Genomic DNA, 21,316 nt, shown 5'->3' with positions numbered 1-21,316 from the left:
GAGCCTGACGACAGATATGTTGGAGGCACATAAAGAAAAACCCCAACGGGCGGTGCCTGTTGGGGTTTGAAGTTCTCACTATGTCGGTGGCATTACGCGCTTGTTGCCTGACGGCGACGAGCGAGAGCTAGGCAGAAAATACCTAACCCCAGCAAGGCAATAGAGTTGGGTTCTAGAACAGCAACTTCGAATTGCTGGTATACCATGCCATCACTGATCGAGGTGAGGACTTGAGTTCCAGAAAGGCCCGCACCGATAAAGATGCCTTCACTGCTGATACCGGGATCGGCGAGGTTTACACCTCTATCCGTAAAAATGCTGGAACCAAGATTAAATTCTAACAGCTCAGTTCCACCGGTAAGGGTGAAGTCGAGTCCATCGACACCGCCAGAATTGTCAGTAATAGAGGTGAAGACCACTAAATCGGAACCAGGAATAAGGCTGGTAATCGCGGTAACAGTGTCTTCGGTATTCTCGAAAGAATAGCCTAGAACTACACCCAGCTCGTCATTTGTAAAAATGATTGATCCGGTCCAGGAAACTGGGTTGACCTCAGCGCCTACTCCGGTCCAACGCAAATGCCAGCTGGAGGGGGCTGCGTCGTCTTGCCAAAGATAGTAACCAGCGTTAGAAAAACTGGTGATATCGGAAGAACGGGTTTCTCCAGAAAATTGCGGGGTGGCAAAGGCTGTTACAGATGCCAGAACGAGCGCGGCAGCTGCAATTAGCTTTCTAATTACCATCATACTTCTCCCTTAAAATTAATTATGAACGTGTTTGTGAACGATAGGCCTTGTGCAGTCGACAGAATTAGAGGGCGAAACTTGTTTCGCTTCCTTTCCTTTTAATGCCCTGCACGCCTGTTTGAAAATTTCACTGTTATTATTTAGCATTAAGCGTGCCAATAAAATAACAACAAGGAAAACAAGGGGTTATGCGCGCCTTCAGAATAAAATATGCGCCAAATGGTAAAATTGTCGACAGTTGCTGTCGAGTTTTTTTATGATTAAATTGGTGTGCTACACAGAAAATTTCTTGTTATTTTGTTTCGAAGCGATAGAATATCTTTCGTTTCGAAACTTATGGCGTAAGCAATGCACAAACGAAATACACAGCAGCGTCGGCGCGCTATTATCGACAAGCTCAATGCCGAGGGCGAATTAAGCGTTGAAGTGCTTGCGCAGGAACACGGTACATCTGAGGTGACCATCCGCAAAGATCTAGCGGCGTTGGAAGCCAGTGGTTTATTGCTGCGAAAATACGGCGGCGCGGTACCTGTTCCGAAGGAGATGGAATTGGTTTCCACTGCAGAAGCGATAGAAAAAGTATCGAAGCAAAAGCAAGCCATCGCAAAGGCGGCCGCAAAGCTTATCCGCGATCATAACCGCATAATTATCGATGCAGGCCAAACCACAGCGGCACTTTTGCCCGAGCTGGCAAACAAGCTAGGCCTTGTGGTTATGACCAATTCCCTCAACGTTGCCAATGCCCTTCGTGAGCTTGAAAATGAGCCCACCCTGCTGATGACCGGTGGCACATGGGATACACAGTCGGAAGCCTTTCAGGGGCAGTTGGCGGAAGAAGTTTTGCGCTCCTACGATTTTGATCAGCTGTTTATTGGTGCCGACGGTATAGACCCCGAGCGCGGCACCACAACGTATAACGAGCTATACAGCCTAAGCCGCGTAATGGCAGAAGTCTCCCGCGAGGTCGTTGTGGTTGTAGAGTCTGAAAAAGTCGGTCGAAAAATTCATAATCTGGAGTTGGCCTGGACAGATATCGATCTACTGGTAACGGACGATAAATTATCCAGCGCGATTAAAAAAGAAATTCAGGCACAGGGCGTAAAAGTCGTGTGCGCAAAAGTTTAAACAACTATTGTCAGTTGGGTTAACGAAGTGACCCCAGCGATTGCAAAAAAAGGAAAAGACTATGTGTGGAATTGTCGGGGCGGTAGCCCAACGAGACGTTGTTGAAATACTGATTGAAGGTCTGCGACGCCTCGAGTATCGCGGTTATGATTCAGCGGGTGTTGCCATTATTGGTAAAGATGGTGAACTGCAGCGTTTGCGGCGCCTGGGTAAAGTAAAAGAACTGGCAGATGCCGTAGAGTTAAACCCTGCCGCCGGTGGAACCGGTATTGCTCACACGCGCTGGGCAACGCACGGCGAGCCTAGTGAGCGCAATGCACACCCGCATGTTTCCAGTGAAAAAATTGCCGTTGTTCACAACGGTATTATCGAAAATCATGCGCTCTTGCGCGAGAAGCTGCAGGCCGATGGTTACCGCTTTGAATCCGATACTGATACCGAAGTGATCGCCCACCTGGTTGAAAAAGAATTAAAAGCGGCAGGTAGTTTACTTGAGGCGGTGAAAAATGCCGTTCCCCAGTTGGAGGGAGCTTATGGTACCGTGATTATGGACAGGGAAGATGCCTCTCGCGTTGTTGTTGCACGCTCGGGCAGCCCTCTGGTTATTGGCCTGGGTATTGGTGAAAACTTTATTGCCTCGGACCAGTTGGCCCTGCTGCCGGTTACCCGTCGTTTTATCTTTTTGGAAGAAGGCGATGTTGCCGAAATTACCCGTAAAACCATTGATATTATCGATAAAGAGGGTAATCCGGTAGAGCGGGAGATTCACGAATCCAATGTCAGTTACGATGCGGGCGATAAAGGCCAGTACCGGCACTACATGCTTAAAGAAATTCACGAGCAGCCTAATTGCGTTATCAATACCTTAGATGGCCGTTTAAGTGAAACAACCGTACTAGACGAAACATTTGGTAATGGTGCGGCGGAGCTGTTCAAAAAAGTGCAGCATGTGCAAATCGTTGCCTGCGGCACCAGCTACCATTCCGGCATGGTCGCGCGCTACTGGCTGGAGCAGCTCGCCGGTGTGAGTTGTAATGTCGAAATCGCATCGGAATTTCGCTATCGAAAATCCTTTGTGCAGCCCAACAGCCTATTAATTACCATTTCCCAGTCCGGTGAAACGGCCGATACCCTAGCCGCGCTGCGCCTGGCAAAAGAATTGGGTTATCTCGGATCATTAACCATTTGTAATGTTGCGGGCTCATCCCTGGTGCGCGAATCCGATCTTGCCTTTATGACACGAGCCGGAGCAGAAATTGGCGTTGCTTCTACAAAAGCGTTTACAACACAGCTGGTTGGTTTGGCGATGTTGGTTATGGCTCTGGGCAAATACAATGGCCTAAGCGTAGAACAGCAAAAAGAGCTGACCGAAGCTATGAAGAGCCTACCAGCGAAGCTGGAAGAATCTTTAGCGCTGGCGGAAAGTATTGAAGGATTGGCAGAAGAGTTTGCCGATAAAAATCACGCATTATTTTTGGGCCGTGGTGATCAATACCCCATCGCAATGGAAGGCGCGCTGAAACTGAAAGAAATTTCCTATATTCACGCTGAGGCCTACGCTGCTGGAGAGTTAAAGCACGGTCCTCTCGCACTAATCGATGCAGAAATGCCGATTATTGTTGTAGCACCGAATAATGACTTGTTGGAAAAACTAAAATCCAATGTCGAAGAAGTGCGCGCGCGCGGCGGCATTTTGTACGTATTCGCAGATGAAAACGCACGCTTTAAAAGTGATGACACCATGCGAGTGATAAATGTGCCGCACATTCACGAATGGCTAGCGCCAATCCTCTACACCATACCACTACAGTTACTGTCCTATTACGTTGCCATTATTAAAGGAACAGATGTTGATCAGCCTCGCAATCTGGCGAAATCTGTAACGGTTGAATAGTTTCTAGGAGGCGTTTGAAGATCGTCTGAGAGAGTAAAACAGCCGGCTTTGATTGTGTTGAGGCCGGAGGGAAGTGTTAGAGAATAGTTATAAATTTGAAATAGAACAGAAATTCGGCGTTTACTTTGGTCATAAGTAGGTGTTTTTTAATGAATTTTGTTGTGTCGTCATGGACGTTGCTCTAGTATTCTGGGTGCCAAACATTAAACTCTAGGATATAGATATTTATATGGCGCTTAGAAACCTGACAATAATTAGGAAATAAAATGATAAAGAGTATTAGTAAGGTGTTAATTGGCGGTCTTATTTTCGCTAGTGCGATTTCTGCAACTGCAGCGGAATCTACCAAGAAGGAAGATATTGCAAATTTCTTAGCTGATTGCGGTATTGGTGGAGCAATATTCAAGCACGACGTGGGTGGAGTTTTGTCCAATATTATTTGGGATTTCGGACTGACGGCAACGACGTCTTTTGTTTCTTCTCCAGAAACCTGCGAAGGTGTTGACGTTGCAGCGGCTGAATTTATTCATCAAACTTATGTAAACCTGACGGAAGAAACTGCCGCCGGTGAAGGCGCTCATCTGGCAACACTGATGGATTTGTATGCTTGCGATGGTTCGGCAGAAGCTGAAGCCTTAAGTACTATTCGTAGCCAATTTTCCGGTGCTGTAAACGAAAGTAGTTACGGTAAAGCAACCGACCAAGAAAAAGCTCAAACATATTTCACCATTGTAAAATCTTCTGTAGCGTCCTGCCAGGCATAACAATGGAAAAGGCCAGGCATGTCCTGGTCTTTACTCTTTAGCAACTCCCTATGCGATTAACGTTTTTAAGCTTCATTGCCATATTGGCATTCTATTCCCCTCAAAGCCTATCCGACCCAAATAGCAAGCAAAGTGAAGCAGGCTATGCATTATTTAAAAAAGCCAAAGATCTAAAGCTTCACGAGCACCGGGTTTGGCACAAGCTTATCCACTACAATTCTCTGGATACTAAGAACACTCGAAAAAGTGAAATAAAAACAAAAAACTTTTTCCTTTCAGAGCAAGGATCCGTAGACGCTCAAAGCGAGTTAAAGGCAACAATACAGGCGTTTTTTGAGGTTATACCAGATAATCGTAATGAGCATGCTAGATGCCGATACCCTGCTCGCTATAATTGGTTGATGCTCGCATTGGACTGGCGAGGCGTGGATATTCCGATTGAATCCTGTAGTGAATTTTGGAAGTGGAGCCATGAAGGGGATATCAAGGAAGCGAGTTTATTCTTCGCTAACGGCTTTATGGAAAACCCAGCATCATTTTTTGGGCACGCAATTTTGCGGTTGAGCACCAATAAAAGTGTAACGAGTGGATTACTGGCAAATACAGTGGACTATGGAGCTATCATTCCCGAAAACGAAAATGCTCTAATCTATATTACTAAAGGAGTCTTTGGTGGATATGAAGCAGGGTACTCCGACGGTAATTTCTACCGGCAAAACTATAATTATGGCGAAATTCAATTACGTGATTTGTGGGAATATGAATTAAATTTAACAGACGATCAAGTTTGGTTGTTAACAACTCACTTGTGGGAGTTGGTGCCGAATAAATTCACATATTTTTTTACATATAAAAACTGTGGTACCGCAATCGCAGATTTAATTGAACTTATCATTCCCGAGTTAGAGCTATATAACCGTCGGGCTCTATGGGTATTGCCGCCGGAAATTTTTCGGTCACTGTATGAAGCTAGCGATACTAATAAAATAGTAAAAAATATTAATTATCATCCCTCTCGCCTAACGAAGTTCAAATACAATTTTGAAAATCTAACATTGCTGCAGGCGCAGGCATTTACGGATTTCATTTCTTACGACTACCATATTTTTGAAACACTAACAGAGCAGGAAAAGAAGCTTGTTCTTACTGTTGCATTGGACTATTTTCAGCTTCTAAAAATAAGGGATTTCGACCGAGAATATGTGGCAGAAAGAAATCGAGAGGTTCTCATAGAGAGGCTAAAATTATCTGCTGGTAATCCGCCTATGGACGGTTCACGTTACCGGAACGAAAAACCCCCTCACGAAAGTGCGCGACCCTCTTTGATCAGAGTAATGGGAGGTTATAGCGATCAGCATGAGGCATCTGTTTTGGTTCAATATAGGCCTGTTCAGTATGATTTATTGAGCCTTGACTATGGAAGGCCAAAAAACGCAGAGCTAAATATTTTTGATACAACGGTAGAAATTACGCCTGACGAAGTTCGAATAAAGAATATTGATTTTCTCAATATTCTTTCCATAAACCCAAGCATTAGCGGTTTAGAGGGAGATCGTCCGTATTCGTGGGGGCTGCGCGTAAATTATGGCCAGTACAGCTTAGGTTGCTCAACGTGTGACGTATGGAGTGCGTCGGGCGGGTATGGCCGAGCGAAAGAACTGGATAACGGTATTGTTTTTTATGGCCTCTTTGAAGCGAAGGTGCAGAGTCATTTTGAAGACCGTGGGATATTTGCGTTAGCCCCAAAAATGGGCTTTATTGGGTCTTCGAAAGCAAAATTTAAGTACGAATTCTACTACCAATTTATAGTCGATAAAGAACAAGCGGATGAAAAAATTCATTTTGAGACCCGCTACCAAATTCACAGAGACATGGATGTTCGACTCCGTTTTGAACAGCACAATGCGGTTCAGGTTTCTGCAGGGCTATCTTGGTATTGGTAGGGGTATATCGATATTGTTGACGCCGGTGCGTTTGGCTTCCTGTTGTGCTTGTCGCCTTGCGGGTGAAGGCATCGATCCGATAAAAGGGCCCGCCTCTGCTTGGATGCCGCTTGGCCTCGCGGAGTAACCACCTTGTGATGTCAGCCGAAAATCATGGCGCTTATAGTGAGCGTTACGACAGCACTAAGGATTTTCAGGATGAGTTGTATATGGACTGATTTTGGCTCCAAACCAACAGATAAAACCTTTTTAACTTCTCTACCGTTCGCGCACTCTCCCAGTGTTGATAACACAAGGCAAACTCGATTAGTGTGCGCTCTCCTCTTTCGACCCCAGTTGTGACACCCCTTGGACAGCTCTGGCCGTTCGAATTCTGCAATAAGTAGTCGTCAGTTGTACCTCTTGCATGGCGTGAAGCCCTCCCGGGTATGTTTTGCTCCAGATAGGGTACCTCTTAGGCCGCGGAACCCATCTTTAATTGAGTAAACCGGCGCTTTTAGCTGCAAACGCCAAGCTATTAGCTCGGAGCTTCAAGCTTTAATTGGGTAAATCGGAGCTTTTAGCTGCAAACGCCAAGCTATTAGCTCGGAGCTCCGAGCTCTAATTGGGTAAATCGGAGCTTTTAGCTGCAAACGCCAAGCTATTAGCTCGGAGCTTCGAGCTCTAATTGGATAAATCGGAGCTTTTAGCTTTCTATGGTTGAGTGGACGGTGTTCTTAGATGTTATTGAATTGAATGCCGATATCCATCGCACAGACACCTACAGCAACAACACATTCCAAGCCACAGACACCATTTTCATACACGCGGATCATTTAAACACGCCACGATTAGCGACGAGCCAAAGCCAAACTAAAGTGTGGGAATGGAATAGTGATGTTTTTGGAGTAGGACTGGCGAATGAAGACCCGGATAACGATACTAATCTCACAAAAATCAATCTACGATTTCCAGGACAGTATTTTGATGGGGAGAGTGGGCTGCACTATAACTACTTTAGGGATTATGATCCGACGTTGGGACGATATATACAAAGCGATCCGATTGGACTGCGGGGTGGTATCAATACTTATTCTTATGTAAACAATAATCCGCTGAGGTATATAGATCCGTATGGGTTGAGTGCTGCGGATGTTCAAAAAATCCAAGATATTTTCAATCAATCTGTTCAGGATATGGTTAATAGTGGTGATCGGTTGGATACAAGTGGTTTCTTGGGTGGTGTGGCCAATAATAATGTATCAAAAACTAACGGCTATGATTTTCTCCGCAACTTAACTGGTAAAAATACTTTGATTTGTGGGGAGCAGTGGGATCATGTATGGGATGATCTTAATGATGTTCAAAAGGGTGGGGGGGTTGATGACAATTGGGACTTTACGGATAAACCTAGCTTTGGTCACATGAGCGGGCAAGGTACATCTGAAAACCCTAGTGATCCTACCGTCTATCTTGATCCATGGAAGAATGTATTTACTACATCCAAATAATTTGAGTGGGATATTGATTGGTATGCTTATTCAAGAAAACATAGAGAACAAAATTGTACGGAACATAATGCTTGTAGCTTATTTTTGTGTGACTGCATTATGTTTATTTGGCTTGCTTGTTGCAAACAGGGTTGTGCACTTTGAGTTTATGGCATACATCATTATCCTTAATTTTATATCGATGATTTGTGTCTCAGTACTATTGAAAAGGAAGGTGGTTGCACTTGTGGTCGGAGGGGTGGTTATTCTTGGCTCTCCGGCCTATTACTTTAATGCGTATACTAATATCAAAGATGTTGAGGCTGTAAATTTTCAGATCTTAATCAGTGATGCGCAGACATTCAAGTTTTTCTCTGAAGGTAAGGCTGGAAACTTTATTCTTATTGAAGCTGTTGGAGACGATTATGTGTGCTATGGCCCTTATCAAACTAATTCAACAGAGTGTAAGCGGCTTGGTTCAAAGTTAAGGTTTCAAGCCAAGGGGTCAGGTACACTATGAAAAATAGTTAAGCCCTTTTTTTACTTTAGTTGCTTGTTGTAAGCCTCAGTCATTGTCTGGGGCTTTTTTGTTTGAATCGTTACAACCCTTTGGCAGTGGCTTGCCGCTGTATTGATTGCTTAGATTGATGCTTTAAAATCAACCCCTCTAATACACCTTGAGTCAATAATTTATCCTCTTCATCAAATTGTGTAATCGCTTCAAATTGCAACCTTAGCCGCTCGTCTGGCCCTCGTGATTCTGCACCAAAGACCAAGTCATCTAAGCTTACATGCAAAGCTTTGGTTAATTTAATTAGAGCTTTCAGAGTAGGCTGTGCAGTACCAGATTCGGAATCAAGGGGTCAGAGACACTTGAAAAATAGTTAAGTCCTATCTTTTTTCTTTAGCAATTAAAGGGGACGGAGGGATTTTAAATTGATCAATTCCTTCCTTTTCCTTTAGCCGGTTCTTTAGAACCTCAGTCCTTGACTGGGGATTTTTAGTTTATGGTGTGGAGCATTATTTATGGGGAAACCATTAACTGCTTAAGCTTGTCTTGTGTTACCGCCATATCTAAAAAATGGCACACCACATCTTGGTCTGCTGGTTTTAACTCGTCCACTTTCTTACAAAGCTCTTTAAGTTTTTTGTTCTTAATCTCAAAAGAAAGCAGCTCTTGCCCTTCAGTACCTCGTAGTAAGTGGTCTAGGCTGACCTCTAAAATATCTGCTAGCTGAAAATAATAAACGGGGTCAGGTCTGAATGGCACTTACTTAGATACAACTAATTGATTTAAAAGCAGAAAAGCTGGTCCAATGGTGGAGCTTTACCTCGCCAAAGATGCCACTGCCACCAAAGGGCCAGCTCCAATGAATGCTAGACATAACCGTCGGCAGCATCAACAAAAAATTATTCAGAAAGAGAAGCGTTTCATCGAGATGCTATTAGTTTTTTTAACGTATTAACTGCACCGGAATTATTCGATACGCTTGAGGCGTTATTACCGGAGCATAGAGAACGATTATTTCCACCGACAGAGACGTTATCCATGTTTTTGGCGCAAGCTATGGGTGATGACCGATCTTGTCAGCGGGTGGTTAAAGAAGCATCGGTTTCACGGCTTATCCATGGGTTAGTACCCTGCAGCACCCATACGGGTGGTTACTGTAAGGCGCGCAAGCGATTACCAACCGCGATGGTATCGTCGCTGGTTTGTAAAACCAGTGAATTATTGGACAGGCATATTCCCAGCGAATGGCGTTGGCATGGGCGCTCTGTTCGCATAATCGATGGTACAACAGTCACTTTAGCGGATACGCCAGCTAATCAAAAAGCTTACCCGCAACAAAAAGCTCAAAAACCGGGGCTGTGCGTCCCAATATGTCGAATAGTTGGTGCAACGTGTTTGTCTAGCGGAGCAATAGTCAACGCAGCGATGGGGCCCTATAGGGGAAAAGGGGGCAGTGAACATGCTTTGCTGCGGTCAATATTGCCCAGTTTTAAAAGCGGAGATATTCTGCTTGGTGACGCCATTTATGGAAGCTATTTTGCGTTAGCCGAATGTATGGCACGATCCATAGATGTCGTTTTTGAGCAAAATGGAATGAGAAAGCGAAAAACGGATTTTCGTAAGGGCGTTAAGCTGGAAGCCAGAGATCACCTCATTCGTTTACCAAAGCCCAAGCAATGCCCAGAATGGATGAAGCAAGACGATTATCACGCGTTACCAGAAGAGTTGACGATAAGGGAAGTCAGAATTGGAAACAAAATATTGATTACCTCGTTACTACGGCCTAACGATGCACCGCGAAACTCTTTGAAGGAGCTTTACCATCAGCGCTGGCATGTAGAACTGGATATTCGAAATATCAAAACAATATTAGGAATGGAAACCTTGGTTTGTCGTACACCAGATATGGCTGAGAAAGAAATGTGGATATATTTTCTGGCATAGAACCTTATTCGAATTATCATGGCTCAATCTGCAACGCTGGCAAACGTACAACCTCGCGCTCTCAGTTTTAAACACACGCTGCAGTTATGGTTGGCCTGGAGTCGTCAAGTGGGATATTGTGATGAAAATAAATTGATGCAACTGTTCAAGTTAGTCGGGGAGCAGCAGGCAGGTAATCGGCCTGGTCGCATAGAACCGAGGGCTGTTAAACGGAGGCCGAAACCTTTTTCTTTACTGACAAAACACCGGAAGTTAGCGCAAGCGGAAATATTAAAAAACGGGCATCTTCCAAAGCAGCGAGAATATAGAAAAACCGGAAATGCTGAATGATCTAGTTTTTGGCGGTCCTAAAGTAAGTGCCATTCGGGTCTGACCCCATTGTCTCTTCTTATAATGATAACCCGATTACATTTACTAATCCTCATAATGTAATGATCCATTCAAACAGATAGAATCCTGTTTCACCATAAGGAAGCTACGATGCATAGAGTAAAAAAGGGAACGCCGAATGAATGAAAACGAAAAGAAAGCTTTGCGCGCGCATATCAGTGCTAACTCGCATGAAGTTTATGTCATTTCTCTTGAAGAAATGGACAACATCGTCGCCGGAACCAATTCCCCTAAAAAGAGAATAATCGCAGAAACCTGGGGTAAGCTGAAAGGAGGCTTGGAATTTAGCGTAAACTATGGAGCTGCAGGAAAAGATATTGTTACACTATCGAAACTCATCGCCGACCTTGGCGGTATCTCCACCCAAGCTTATGTTAAACACTACGGCGGTAAAGCCCATATTATCCTGAAAGGAGCGCCCGGCCTTCGAAGAATTCTGACAGGAACTAAATATGGCGTGCAAAATGCGAAAGTCATATCGATGGGGCTTGGTAAACGTGCTGCTGTCCGATCAGCAAAGGTCGGCGGAGTTGTAACAATCTTTTTGTTGAGTGCATACCGTATTGCAGAGTTTGTGTTGACTGACGAAACAACCCTTTCATATACGGTTGGCTATTTAGCAACTGATATTGTTAAGGTGGGCATTGCAACGGGAGCATCAATCGCTGCTGCAGCCGCAGCGTTTTCTATTGCCATTGGGCCTCTTGCTGCTGCAATCATTGTAGGTGTGGGAGTGTCATACTTATTAGGGAAAATCGATCAAAAATATGGCCTTTCCTATAAAGTTGTTGAAGCTTTGGACGAAATGGGTGATGACGTGAACACCTATATTAAGCAGAAAAAAGATGATGCTATAAGAGCTGGGGCTAAAGTGGCTGAGTCTTTTGTAGATTACGCAATTGATCGAGCTAAAACCATACTGATTGCAACCGCAAAACACCAAATTAATCGATTCTTATCTCCTTTTCCTCGTTAAATGAATAAAATATTATCTTTACTATTCTTCCTGATCTTTGGCTTGTGCTGTCTAGGTTGGTTCGTATACAGCATTAGCTTAACAATGAGCCAAATAGTCAATTCAGCCCCAGTTGTTGGTATTGATAAAGGAAGCTATTACCTATTGGGGGGAGCTATAGCCATTGCAGCTTTAATGGTAGACGGTGTTTACACAAGCATCTTAAAAAAGGATCTGCCAGACAAGCTACGAAGAACACTTACACACATTATCATTGCTGGCTTGCTTTCAATTTTTATACTTCCACAGGCACTTCACTACGGCTTTAAATCATACTTAAATGCTCAGGGATACACTTATTGTGAATTCAACTCACAACAGTGGCTACATGTCGATTCGCTTGAATACAGAAATGATAATAATTGCGTAAAAGAGTAGTGATCACCAGTATTTTTTACCCATATTAAGCAATGAACTCACGAAAATTAATTGCTTAATATGGGTGATGAGAACAAACGCTTGGAATTTTTCTGGCATGTGGACAACTATATTTTGGTTGATCTTTATTGTTTTGCATTAATTATAATTGCAGAAATAAACCACCATTGGGGTCAGGCCTTGGCTCTATTCGCCCCGTTCGATTTCCCACTTGCTGTTGCGCGACTAATTCGGATAATTGGGTATGCCTGGGGTCAAGTCTTGCCTTTTGCCTTTCTTAATATCCTGCTGACCCGTGAATAATGCAAACCAAAGTGCTCACCTATTTCTTTCATGCTATAGCCGCCACTGGCGTACGCTTGGCTGATGGCGGTATTCCGGTCTGCTTCGGCAGCTTCGTTCCAGGCGAGAGGTTTTGGTGCAGCACGCCGCTGGCTTGATGGTATTTCTGACAGCTCTTTGCTGCCGTCAATAAGCTGCTGCATCTGTTCAACAAACTCTTCGTCACCCAGATATACCTGGTTTTTTAGCGTTCCCCACAGAGAGGGCTGGCCTTTACCTTGGCGAACAAAGTCTTTATAGGCAGTTATGGCGCGTGTTTTCTGATGCCCAAATGCCGCGAGCAGCCATTCGGTCTGCAACCCGCCGGTCTCTTTGGCCTGGCCGATGGTGGCGCGGTAGCTACTCCAGGGCCAATCTTTTGCGTGTCGCACCATACCCGCACGCACGGGGTTAAGAACAATATAACGGGCCACCTCCAATAAATAACCATTTTTATCAACCAGGATTGCTTTATAACGTCCTTGAAAGACATGCCCGAAGCGGGTGTGGTTGTGGTTAAAGCGCTGTGTATACACGCCATTAAGATGGCGCATACCTTTGGAAAGGTTGGCATCAGGCGTTTCAATCAAAAGATGGTAGTGATTCGACATCTGGCAGTAGGCATGACACACCCAGTTGTATCGGTCACAGGCTTCAGTCAAAACCGCGAGAAACAGCTCACGGTCTTTATCCGTTAAGTAAATATCTTCACGCCGATTTCCGCGCGAGGTGATGTGATAAAGCGCACCAGCAAACTCCAAGCGTAGAGGTCTGGCCATAATCTTTGCCTGTTTTATCAACTATTGGATAAATCGAAACCTACTCCAGCGGTAGGCAAAAGGCAAGACTTGACCCCATGCCCCTATTGAAGCAGACCGGAATACCGCCATCAGCCAAGCGTACGCCAGTGGCGGCTATAGCATGAAAGAAATAGGTGAGCACTTTGGTTTGCATTATTCACGGGTCAGCAGGATATTAAGAAAGGCAAAAGGCAAGACTTGACCCCAGGCGTATAGGAAGGCTGTCTGGTGTTGACGGTACAGCGCCAACGCAACCCCTAACAGCAAAAAGCCCTGGCCAGAAGGTCAGGGCTTGGCGAACAAATCGTTAATGTGGTTGTCCGGAGAATGGCTTTTCAATCGATACTGACCCCTCCTGCTGTGCCTGTCCGGGCTGTCCCACGGAGTGTAAAAAACGATTGACGCAAAAGGCAAGACCTGACCCCCTTTCCTTATTTTATATCACGCTCTTGGCAAGCTGCCCGAGCCTATGCTGGCCCACAGATTTTACTGAGGAGGCTTATTTTTCTTTTCCCAGCATATTTTTACCTTTATAGGCATACACTAAAAAAACAATACCAAGCATCAAGCCACCTAAATAACCAGACCACTCGAAAAATCCTTTCGGCACATCTGATAGCGCTAGATAACAACCAGAAAAAATCATAAAGGTTCCAAGAACACCAGCCAAAAACCTGATAAAAAGTAGTTTAATATTCATTATTTACTACATCTCATGTTGCAAACAATTTGAGCTGTACCTGTAAAAGGCAGCGCGAACGACGCAGCCACCGCCCCAGCAACATTTAGCTGACCCAAAGTCCGTAAGCTAGCCGCTTGACGAACACCAGTTGCAAAAGTTGAACTACCATGGGTATATAAATTCCTCGTTACACGAGGCTTCGAATAAGATGTGACTGATTCAGATACGACTTGACTGCTTATAGAAAGCGCCCCTATGGGGTTAAAATAATTTGCAACCGTATAGAGTTGGCCATAATTATTTTGCAAGCAGTTTGCTACACAGTTCTTGTTGCTTGAGCTATCACCCGATGAATTTTGCCCATCACCAGAAAATGAAATCGAGAAATCAACTTTAGTCTTGTCTGGCCTATGACCTGTAACAACAACCTCTTCCTCCGGCTTATCTTCATCTTCACACGAGTCATCCTCATCTTGTGAGCTTTCTTCAGGTGCACAGGTTGTAGCTCCATCTGACGACTCACACGTCTCTCCAGTAGGATCGACCATATTCATCGGATCATTCCCCACATAAGCATAAAGATTCATCTGATCCTCATACCCAATCGGATCGGTTTGCAAGAACCTGCCTAAGCTAGGCGAATACATCCGGGCTTTATAATGCCAAAGACCTAACTCCGGTATCCAAGCTTGGCCAGTGTACCCAAAGCGTACGGGTGGTGTCGATTCTGGGTTGCCCCAACTGTCGTATCTGGGAATTTGGAGTTTGTTACCGTTATTATCTGTAACCGCAACGATGCTACCCTGGTGATTGGCCCTTAGATGGCGCTTGTTGCTTTCGGTGACTAAGTTACCTTGAAACCAGGCAACTGGATCATCTATTGAGATGCCATGTACATAACGCTGTTGTACGGTGGTGCTGGTGTTATTAAATTCTGCGACAAGTTCATCGCCGTCATATAAAAACTGAGTCGTGGCTGACGGGCCCTGTACTTTATAAAGCCTGCCCAGGGGATCGTACCAAAGTTCGGCCTTGAGTGCGCCGCCGTTTTTAACAGCGGCTTTGACTAATCGGTTTTCCTGATCAAAGGTATATACGGTCTGCCCGTCATCGATCAGGTTGCCGTTGTCATCATAGCGATGAATTGCTCCCGAGACGTCGGTGTACTGATTTAAACCATTGGCCACATAGGTTTTGTTTTGTTGTGACGCTATCGGTGCATAAGCCGTGTTGGAGGTGGTGAGCTGGCTGATTTGCGACGAGGGGATGTAGCTATACCCATAGGTGTTGTCGTAACTGCTGCCACCCAGGTCGTGCGCCAAAGAATCTATTCGTCCAATGCCGTCGTAACCGTAGCGGGTAGTAACGCCTCCACTGAGATTGTCGAGATACCCTTCCGCTTTATAACCGTAGCTGGCCAGCGCTGCTATGGGTTAGGCGGCTAAGGTTATCGGGCACATAGCTGAAGGGCTGGCCATCAGGATGAGTAACGTTGACGCGAAAACCATTGTCATTATGGGTATACGTTAATGTGCGAGATACGCTATCGAGGTTGATGGTCGAATATTTCATATGGCCCAAAACATTGTAGTTCTGGGTGATGCCTTCACCGGCACACTGGCTCGCGTTACCAGGATATGAGTCAAACAACGTCGCAGTCATTAGACCTGCGTTGTTATAGCGATAACACACGTCGCGAGTATGACTGGCATCCACACCGGGGTTTTCGGGAACACTCTTTTCGACCATGCGGTTAAGTGCATCGTACTTAAAGGTAAGTACATCACCATTACGTCGCCGGTAGTAATCTCGATTGTCGTTATCGTCGTAACCATACTCCTCATAATCCATGGTTGAATACGCGAGACGGCCTTTTATCTTCGAAGGAAAATACCAGCGGTTCTGGCGATCATAACCGTCATAATAAGGATCCCCGGGGCAAGCCCTTCTGCTTTACGCCGCAAGCGGCGGGGAATATAACCCTAAGAGATTTAACCCTGTAACGGCGTCAATCGGCCGTTATTCATTGTACAAACATAGGACCTGACATGAGCTCTAACACAGTAGAATATGGCATAGGACAAACCTCATATAGAGCAGCGGGCGAGCTACCCGGCCTCACCAGGCTTGTCGATTCGTTCTATGGTTTTATGGAAACCCTTCCAGAAGCTAAAATCATTCTCAGTATGCACCCGAGTGATCTTACAGCCTCAAGAAAAAAGCTTACGTACTTTTTATCGGGCTGGTTGGGCGGGCCAAAATTATACTCCGAACATTTCGGTAGTATCATAATTCCCTCGGCCCACAGGCATCTGCCTATTGGAACCGCGGAAAGGGATGCCTGGATTTTATGCATGCAAAAGGCCGCAGAACAACAACCCTACAAAGAGTCTTTTAAAGTCTATTTAATCGAGCAACTAAAGGTTCCAGCAGAAAGAATACGCGCCGTGTGTAGCGCCTGAGAGAGCCAATCGAAACAGGCTTAAGCACAGCGCAATCTGCCGCAGGGAGAGCTGCGCTTCGAATTTCAGGCGCAGGATTTCTTTGAGTTTGATCATAGTGACCCTCTTGGTTGTCATGAGTGCTCCCCGTGGCTAATCGCTAGACAAAAGGAGCGGAGCTTACGTTCGAAGCCTCAGCCTGCAAGAGGTATTTAGGGTGGGTATTTCTATCGCTGAAAAATTTTGCGAAGCTGAACACCAAATTTTGCCTAGCGGAAAAAGTGTTCACGATTGGACAAAATTCGGTGTTCACAGTTGAGAAAATTAGGTGTTCACGATTGGGAAAAATGGGTGTTCACGGTGGGCAAAAATATGCATCTGGTTCAATCAGTTCCGAAATATAGCGTTACGAAATTCGTAAGACTTATAAAAAGTCTTAGTGCGAGAGAGGTGTTTAAGAAATGCCCGCATGTTAAGAAGCTGCTTTGGGGGGGAGTTCAGGTCGGATGGCTATTTTGCAAGTACGGTAGGTAAGCATGGGGATGAAAATATGATGGCGAGTTATGTGAAAAGCCAAGGAAAAGCGTATACGAAAGTGCACGAATATCATCAGTTGGTACTATTCTGAAAATACCCCGTTCACGAAGTGAGTTCGGCGTAGCAGAAGGGCTTGCTCAGGGGGCCTTTATTACAATGCGGGGGAAATTCAAAACACTACAATTTACCACTACGATCTGAGCGGACAACTCATTGCTGAAACGCAAAAGGACAGCAGCGGCAATGTCACAAAAATTGCCCACTACGTGTGGATCGGTTCATTGCCCATCGCACAGGTCACAGACACCTACAGCAACAACACATTCCAAGCCACAGACACCATTTTCATACACGCGGATCATTTAAACACGCCACGATTGGCGACGAGCCAAAGCCAAACTAAAGTGTGGGAATGGAATAGTGATGTTTTTGGAGTAGGACTGGCGAATGAAGACCCGGATAACGATACTAATCTCACAAAAATCAATCTACGATTTCCAGGACAGTATTTTGATGGGGAGAGTGGGCTGCACTACAACTACTTTAGGGATTATGATCCGAGCTTGGGTAGGTATATACAAAGTGATCCTACAGGGTTAAATGATGGACCGAATACCTACGCTTATGTGCATGGTAATCCTATAAATTACTATGACCCTAACGGTGAATCAGCAGTTCATGCAGCACGTGGGGCATTTTGGGTTGGTGGTCGAATTGGTGCGGGAATAAATTACGGTATTCAAGCTGTCACTGGTGCTACCCTTGGTTCACTGTTATATGACGCTTTGAATGATGATACGACTGATGACAGCAGTGATGATAGTCAGCAATCCAAGAAGGATCGTTGTATTGAATGCTGTTCTGATTCAGCGTTACCAACCAATGATAATGGGTTTTCTTTCTGGAACTGCGTGAATCGCTGTATGGAAGAACCTGATGAATGCAAATGACATGAAAAAACAAGTAGCTACTGAAGTTATTGACCTGATGGTTGAATTTGGTGACAGACTCAACCAATCGGTTACACTGGTGCAAGACCATTGTTCAAAAGATGAATTAGATGCTTATCGCCGTTCAGTTGGGAAGCTGATGGGGAATATGTTGCTGGATATTATGAATCCAATATTCGATGAACATCCAGAACTGAAGCCTGACCAATTGGAATAAGGCAGCTAGTCATCTAAGCTAGGGGATTTAAGGTTATGTATTTATTAGGGATGTTTTGAAAGTGGTATCTTCCAGTAACCCCCAATTTGTTCATTCCGCGAAGTTGGTAAAAGAAAAAATAGAAGATTTTGAAGAGTTTCCATTAACACTTCCAATGATGCAGTGTTTCGACGACATTGAATTTCATCCCCGAGTCACTTTTTTTGTCGGAGAAAACGGCACAGGAAAATCTACTTTTCTTGAAGCACTAGCTATCGCATGGGGGTTTAATGCAGAAGGCGGAACAAAGAACTTTTCTTTTTCAACAAGAACTTCACATTCAGCACTATGGAAATACCTTCGATTATCCCGGTCTTACCAACGACCGAAAGATGGTTTCTTTTTACGTGCAGAAAGTTTTTATAACGTCGCGACAGAAATAGACAAATTAGATGAAGGTCCGGGCGGTCCACCAATTATCAATTCATATGGTGGTGTTTCATTGCACGAACAGTCACATGGTGAATCTTTTTTTGCGCTAATGATGAATCGGTTTGGTGGTCAAGGCTTATACATACTGGACGAACCTGAAGCTGCATTATCGCCTACACGCCAAATGGCAATGCTTGCAAGAATGCACCAACTTATAGCTGATGGTTCACAATTCATTATTGCAACCCATTCACCAATATTAATGGCGTATCAAGATTCAAAGATTATTTCACTTGATGATGGTGAAATGAATGAAATCAAATATGAAGAAACAGAACATTACACCGTAACAAAGTACTTCTTAAATAATCACGAATCAATGGTAAAGCAGCTGACAGCTGATGAATAGCTGCCTTATTCCAATTGCTAGTGGGGGAAATAAAGTAATAAATGGGGTCAGGTCTTGCCTTTTGCCCGCCCCAAAAATAGGGGGGAGTTATGGGATGGCCACTACGAATAGAATATGCAGGCGCGCTGTACCACGTTACAGCTCGGGGTAATGCTCAAAGCGATATCTTCCTATGTGATGAGCATAGGCAAGCCTTTCTTTCCCTGTTGGCAAACGCTTGCCAGCGATATGAATGGCTTTGTTGCGCATACTGCCTGATGGACAATCATTACCTCCTACTTATCGAAACCCCGGCAGCCACCTTGTCAAAAGGCATGAAGTATATTAATGACACCTATACCCAGCCGTTTAATCGTTTTCATAAGCGCGTAGCGCATGTTTTTCAGGGGCGTTATAACGCTATATTGGTTGAGAAAGACGCCTATTTATTGGAATTAAGCCGGTATATCGTATTGAATCCAGTGCGTGCCAGGATGGTTCGAAGTGCCAATGAGTGGCCGTGGAGCAGCTATAGAGCGACAGCTGGCTACGGTGAGCCTGTAAAGCTTTGACAACAGATTGGGTTTTAGCCGGTTTTGGCAAACAACGAAAGCGTTCTGTTGAAGGATATAGGACGTTTATAAAAGACGGGAAAAACCAGGTATATTTGGGCTCGGACGATTTTGTTGAAGAACCCCAATGCAAGATAGGTGAAGACCAGTCACTGAATGATACCCCTAAACCGCAAAAGCTCGCACCCTTGAAGCCATTAGCGTATTTTGTTTCAAATTATACTCGTAATGAAGGTATGGCCAGAGCTTACCTAAGTGGTCATTACACTTTAGCCCAAGTCGGCAAGATTTATGGTGTAAGTTACGCTACGGTAAGTCGGGCGGTAAAGGCCTTTGAATAGGTGAGTGTGAAATGTTAAGGATGAGCCTCTTTTAGAGTAGCTCTTAATTCGGAATAATTTATGGAGCGATACAAAACGCTTAATTTTCCCCGCTTTAGCGTTGGATAGTTCGGTCGCTTTTTTATACAGGGCTTCTACTAAGCCCATTTTTGAAAGGTAGTATTCAACAATATCCTTTCTATCCCGCCTGGAATCGTGGGGGTAAACGTGCTCAACTCCTAGCATCACATTTTCGCGTGCGGTTAGCCAGGGGAACAGGCTCGGTGCTTGAAATACTACGCCTCGGTAGAGGTCACCTCTTTGCCGTTTAGCACAATGCCTCTACCGCTCAAATCATTCAAGTGCCGTTCAGGACAGACCTCAATTAAATCCGAGTTGACAGCTAGACTTTCTAAACGCTAGAGATATATAGAATTCTACCGTGATACAAAGCTTAAAATCGTATATTCCCGCTACATTCTGTTTAAACGAGTTTGTAGCCGAGAGAGTTTCTTTTCAATTTTATGGTACTCGTAATCCAGCTGATGCTGTTCATTTTTGTAGTACTTGATGTCCTCCAGCGCTTGCTTGCGTGTTTCTGGAACACTGGTCTCGCTAACAATAACGGCTTCGGCATCGGCGATATGATCAGCGGCCATTTGAATTTTTTCGTTTAGTGCAAGCAGCTCATTTTCAAGCTCATTTATGGCCTGACTAACTTCAAACTTGGCATAGCCATCTGCGTGGCCCGTCTCAAAATCAGCGGATTTCACTTGAAGACAATTGCTGTTGGCAGACTGACCCTGTTGGCCCAAATTATAGCCACTCTCATACGTGCAGTATTGAACCAAGCCGGACCGGTAACCTTTCGCGAAGTTGGGGTAGCGATTGCTGGGGCACTGATTGTTATAGTTTGCGCCGACTCTGCCGTTTGCTACGCCGCCCTCGAGGGTGCAGTAGTCGTTTAGGCCGAGTTGGTGGCCGTGTTTGAAAGCGTTAAAATCCGCTTTGATTTTATGTTTTGAACAATCTTTTTGGTATTGTTCAAACGCGGTGGCATTTTGCCCTCGTGCACCATGTTGGTAGCCCACCGCTTGCCAATCGGCTAGCTGGCATTCATCTTTGTTCATGCTGGCGCAACCAGAGAGCAGCATCATAAGGGAATAAAGAATATGTTTTTTCATGGTTTACGTTTTTATCCTGTTGCTGAGCGTCATCTGTAAGTTTAGGCGTTTAATAGGGCCCATACTATGCTTGTTAGCGATGTTTACATCAAACAGCAGGAGTTCTGTACTTCTCGGGACAAGGGCCCTATCTAGTCTCGGTTGCTAGCGGGGCCACGCGTTGGGGGCCTGCCTCTTTGGTTAAAGGGGCGGAAAAAGGTCGGTATTATGTTTTGCATTGTTAAGCCGCATTTTTCAGCGGCATTGTTGGGCAATCATTCTTTAGGCCTTTTCTGATTCAACTTTCACTTTTTTCCTTAAGAACATGTCGTGGT

Annotated in this window: 21 protein-coding genes and 3 pseudogenes; 17 read left to right on the top strand and 7 right to left on the bottom strand. The window is 44.8% G+C overall.

Annotated elements, in window-relative coordinates; translation table 11 throughout:
* Positions 1–92: 92 nt before the first annotated feature.
* Positions 93–746 carry a PEP-CTERM sorting domain-containing protein gene (locus H5715_RS15880; RefSeq protein ID WP_075184792.1) on the bottom strand — a complete coding sequence of 218 codons (654 nt, stop codon included), beginning with the start codon at positions 744–746 and terminating at the stop codon, positions 93–95.
* A 348-nt stretch (positions 747–1,094) separates the two neighbouring features.
* On the opposite strand from H5715_RS15880, the gene H5715_RS15875 reads away from it, so the two are divergent.
* The 7 genes and pseudogenes from H5715_RS15875 to H5715_RS15850 all read left to right on the top strand — a co-directional run bounded on the left by H5715_RS15875 (position 1,095) and on the right by H5715_RS15850 (position 8,461).
* On the top strand, positions 1,095–1,871 hold the full coding sequence (locus H5715_RS15875) for a DeoR/GlpR family DNA-binding transcription regulator (RefSeq protein WP_075184793.1): 777 nt from the start codon (positions 1,095–1,097) through the stop codon (positions 1,869–1,871).
* A 61-nt stretch (positions 1,872–1,932) separates the two neighbouring features.
* Positions 1,933–3,765 carry a glutamine--fructose-6-phosphate transaminase (isomerizing) gene (gene glmS / locus H5715_RS15870; protein WP_075184794.1) on the top strand — a complete coding sequence of 611 codons (1,833 nt, stop codon included), beginning with the start codon at positions 1,933–1,935 and terminating at the stop codon, positions 3,763–3,765.
* Between the two features lie 266 nt (positions 3,766–4,031).
* The gene (locus H5715_RS15865) at positions 4,032–4,529 is read left to right on the top strand and encodes a DUF3015 family protein (RefSeq protein ID WP_075184795.1); all 498 of its coding nucleotides are present in this window, start codon (positions 4,032–4,034) and stop codon (positions 4,527–4,529) included.
* 50 nt (positions 4,530–4,579) lie between these two features.
* Positions 4,580–4,918: pseudogene (locus H5715_RS20675) on the top strand (DUF7843 domain-containing protein); the annotation flags it as partial.
* A 36-nt stretch (positions 4,919–4,954) separates the two neighbouring features.
* Complete coding sequence (locus H5715_RS15860; RefSeq protein WP_175574241.1) at positions 4,955–6,472, top strand: Lnb N-terminal periplasmic domain-containing protein; 1,518 nt, start codon at positions 4,955–4,957, stop codon at positions 6,470–6,472.
* A 695-nt stretch (positions 6,473–7,167) separates the two neighbouring features.
* The gene (locus H5715_RS20430; protein ID WP_075184797.1) at positions 7,168–7,962 is read left to right on the top strand and encodes an RHS repeat-associated core domain-containing protein; all 795 of its coding nucleotides are present in this window, start codon (positions 7,168–7,170) and stop codon (positions 7,960–7,962) included.
* A gap of 22 nt (positions 7,963–7,984) precedes the next feature.
* Complete coding sequence (locus tag H5715_RS15850) at positions 7,985–8,461, top strand: hypothetical protein (protein WP_139309732.1); 477 nt, start codon at positions 7,985–7,987, stop codon at positions 8,459–8,461.
* 504 nt (positions 8,462–8,965) lie between these two features.
* Here the strand turns inward: H5715_RS15850 and H5715_RS15845 are convergent.
* Positions 8,966–9,211: a hypothetical protein gene (locus H5715_RS15845; protein ID WP_075184799.1), complete on the bottom strand. Its 246-nt coding sequence runs from the start codon at positions 9,209–9,211 to the stop codon at positions 8,966–8,968.
* A gap of 100 nt (positions 9,212–9,311) precedes the next feature.
* Here H5715_RS15845 and H5715_RS15840 point away from each other — a divergent pair.
* The 3 genes and pseudogenes from H5715_RS15840 to H5715_RS15830 all read left to right on the top strand — a co-directional run bounded on the left by H5715_RS15840 (position 9,312) and on the right by H5715_RS15830 (position 12,179).
* Positions 9,312–10,726: pseudogene (locus H5715_RS15840) on the top strand (IS4 family transposase).
* Positions 10,727–10,904: 178 nt separating this feature from the next.
* Positions 10,905–11,762, top strand: a complete 858-nt coding sequence (locus tag H5715_RS15835; protein ID WP_075186664.1) for a hypothetical protein — start codon at positions 10,905–10,907, stop codon at positions 11,760–11,762.
* Positions 11,763–11,846: 84 nt separating this feature from the next.
* Positions 11,847–12,179, top strand: coding sequence for a hypothetical protein (locus H5715_RS15830; RefSeq protein WP_185906557.1), 333 nt, complete (start codon positions 11,847–11,849; stop codon positions 12,177–12,179).
* 254 nt (positions 12,180–12,433) lie between these two features.
* On the opposite strand, the gene H5715_RS15825 is transcribed toward H5715_RS15830, so the two are convergent.
* Positions 12,434–13,279 carry an REP-associated tyrosine transposase gene (locus H5715_RS15825; RefSeq protein ID WP_185906556.1) on the bottom strand — a complete coding sequence of 282 codons (846 nt, stop codon included), beginning with the start codon at positions 13,277–13,279 and terminating at the stop codon, positions 12,434–12,436.
* Between the two features lie 85 nt (positions 13,280–13,364).
* Between H5715_RS15825 and H5715_RS20640 the strand changes: the two genes are divergently transcribed.
* Positions 13,365–13,502 carry a helix-turn-helix domain-containing protein gene (locus H5715_RS20640; RefSeq protein WP_425507047.1) on the top strand — a complete coding sequence of 46 codons (138 nt, stop codon included), beginning with the start codon at positions 13,365–13,367 and terminating at the stop codon, positions 13,500–13,502.
* A 297-nt stretch (positions 13,503–13,799) separates the two neighbouring features.
* On the opposite strand, the gene H5715_RS15815 is transcribed toward H5715_RS20640, so the two are convergent.
* The 3 genes from H5715_RS15815 to H5715_RS15805 form a co-directional block, all read right to left on the bottom strand.
* Positions 13,800–14,000, bottom strand: coding sequence for a hypothetical protein (locus H5715_RS15815; RefSeq protein WP_075186661.1), 201 nt, complete (start codon positions 13,998–14,000; stop codon positions 13,800–13,802).
* Entirely contained in the window at positions 14,000–15,322 is a 1,323-nt protein-coding gene (locus H5715_RS20315) for an RHS repeat-associated core domain-containing protein (RefSeq protein ID WP_484600454.1), read from the bottom strand. The genes H5715_RS15815 and H5715_RS20315 overlap by 1 nt, the downstream gene beginning before the upstream one ends.
* Before the next feature lie 61 nt (positions 15,323–15,383).
* Positions 15,384–15,833 carry a hypothetical protein gene (locus H5715_RS15805; RefSeq protein ID WP_075186659.1) on the bottom strand — a complete coding sequence of 150 codons (450 nt, stop codon included), beginning with the start codon at positions 15,831–15,833 and terminating at the stop codon, positions 15,384–15,386.
* A gap of 197 nt (positions 15,834–16,030) precedes the next feature.
* On the opposite strand from H5715_RS15805, the gene H5715_RS15800 reads away from it, so the two are divergent.
* The 6 genes and pseudogenes from H5715_RS15800 to H5715_RS20085 all read left to right on the top strand — a co-directional run bounded on the left by H5715_RS15800 (position 16,031) and on the right by H5715_RS20085 (position 19,498).
* The gene (locus tag H5715_RS15800) at positions 16,031–16,444 is read left to right on the top strand and encodes a group II truncated hemoglobin (RefSeq protein WP_185906555.1); all 414 of its coding nucleotides are present in this window, start codon (positions 16,031–16,033) and stop codon (positions 16,442–16,444) included.
* Positions 16,445–16,801: 357 nt separating this feature from the next.
* Positions 16,802–17,051, top strand: a pseudogene (locus H5715_RS20310) (transposase); the annotation flags it as partial.
* Positions 17,052–17,241: 190 nt separating this feature from the next.
* Complete coding sequence (locus H5715_RS20305) at positions 17,242–17,910, top strand: RHS repeat-associated core domain-containing protein (protein ID WP_281388165.1); 669 nt, start codon at positions 17,242–17,244, stop codon at positions 17,908–17,910.
* Positions 17,897–18,127, top strand: coding sequence for a hypothetical protein (locus H5715_RS15785; protein WP_075188146.1), 231 nt, complete (start codon positions 17,897–17,899; stop codon positions 18,125–18,127). The genes H5715_RS20305 and H5715_RS15785 overlap by 14 nt, the downstream gene beginning before the upstream one ends.
* A 61-nt stretch (positions 18,128–18,188) precedes the next feature.
* Positions 18,189–18,947 carry an AAA family ATPase gene (locus tag H5715_RS15780; protein WP_075188172.1) on the top strand — a complete coding sequence of 253 codons (759 nt, stop codon included), beginning with the start codon at positions 18,189–18,191 and terminating at the stop codon, positions 18,945–18,947.
* Positions 18,948–19,036: 89 nt separating this feature from the next.
* The gene (locus tag H5715_RS20085) at positions 19,037–19,498 is read left to right on the top strand and encodes a transposase (protein ID WP_221892307.1); all 462 of its coding nucleotides are present in this window, start codon (positions 19,037–19,039) and stop codon (positions 19,496–19,498) included.
* Positions 19,499–20,291: 793 nt separating this feature from the next.
* Here the strand turns inward: H5715_RS20085 and H5715_RS15770 are convergent.
* Positions 20,292–21,002 carry a DUF2799 domain-containing protein gene (locus H5715_RS15770; RefSeq protein WP_075188147.1) on the bottom strand — a complete coding sequence of 237 codons (711 nt, stop codon included), beginning with the start codon at positions 21,000–21,002 and terminating at the stop codon, positions 20,292–20,294.
* Between the last annotated feature and the right edge of the window lie 314 nt (positions 21,003–21,316).

This window comes from Teredinibacter haidensis (genome assembly GCF_014211975.1).
GTDB lineage: Bacteria > Pseudomonadota > Gammaproteobacteria > Pseudomonadales > Cellvibrionaceae > Teredinibacter > Teredinibacter haidensis.
Note: the sequence above shows the minus strand (reverse complement) of the source record. Positions and strands in the feature narration are given on the sequence as shown.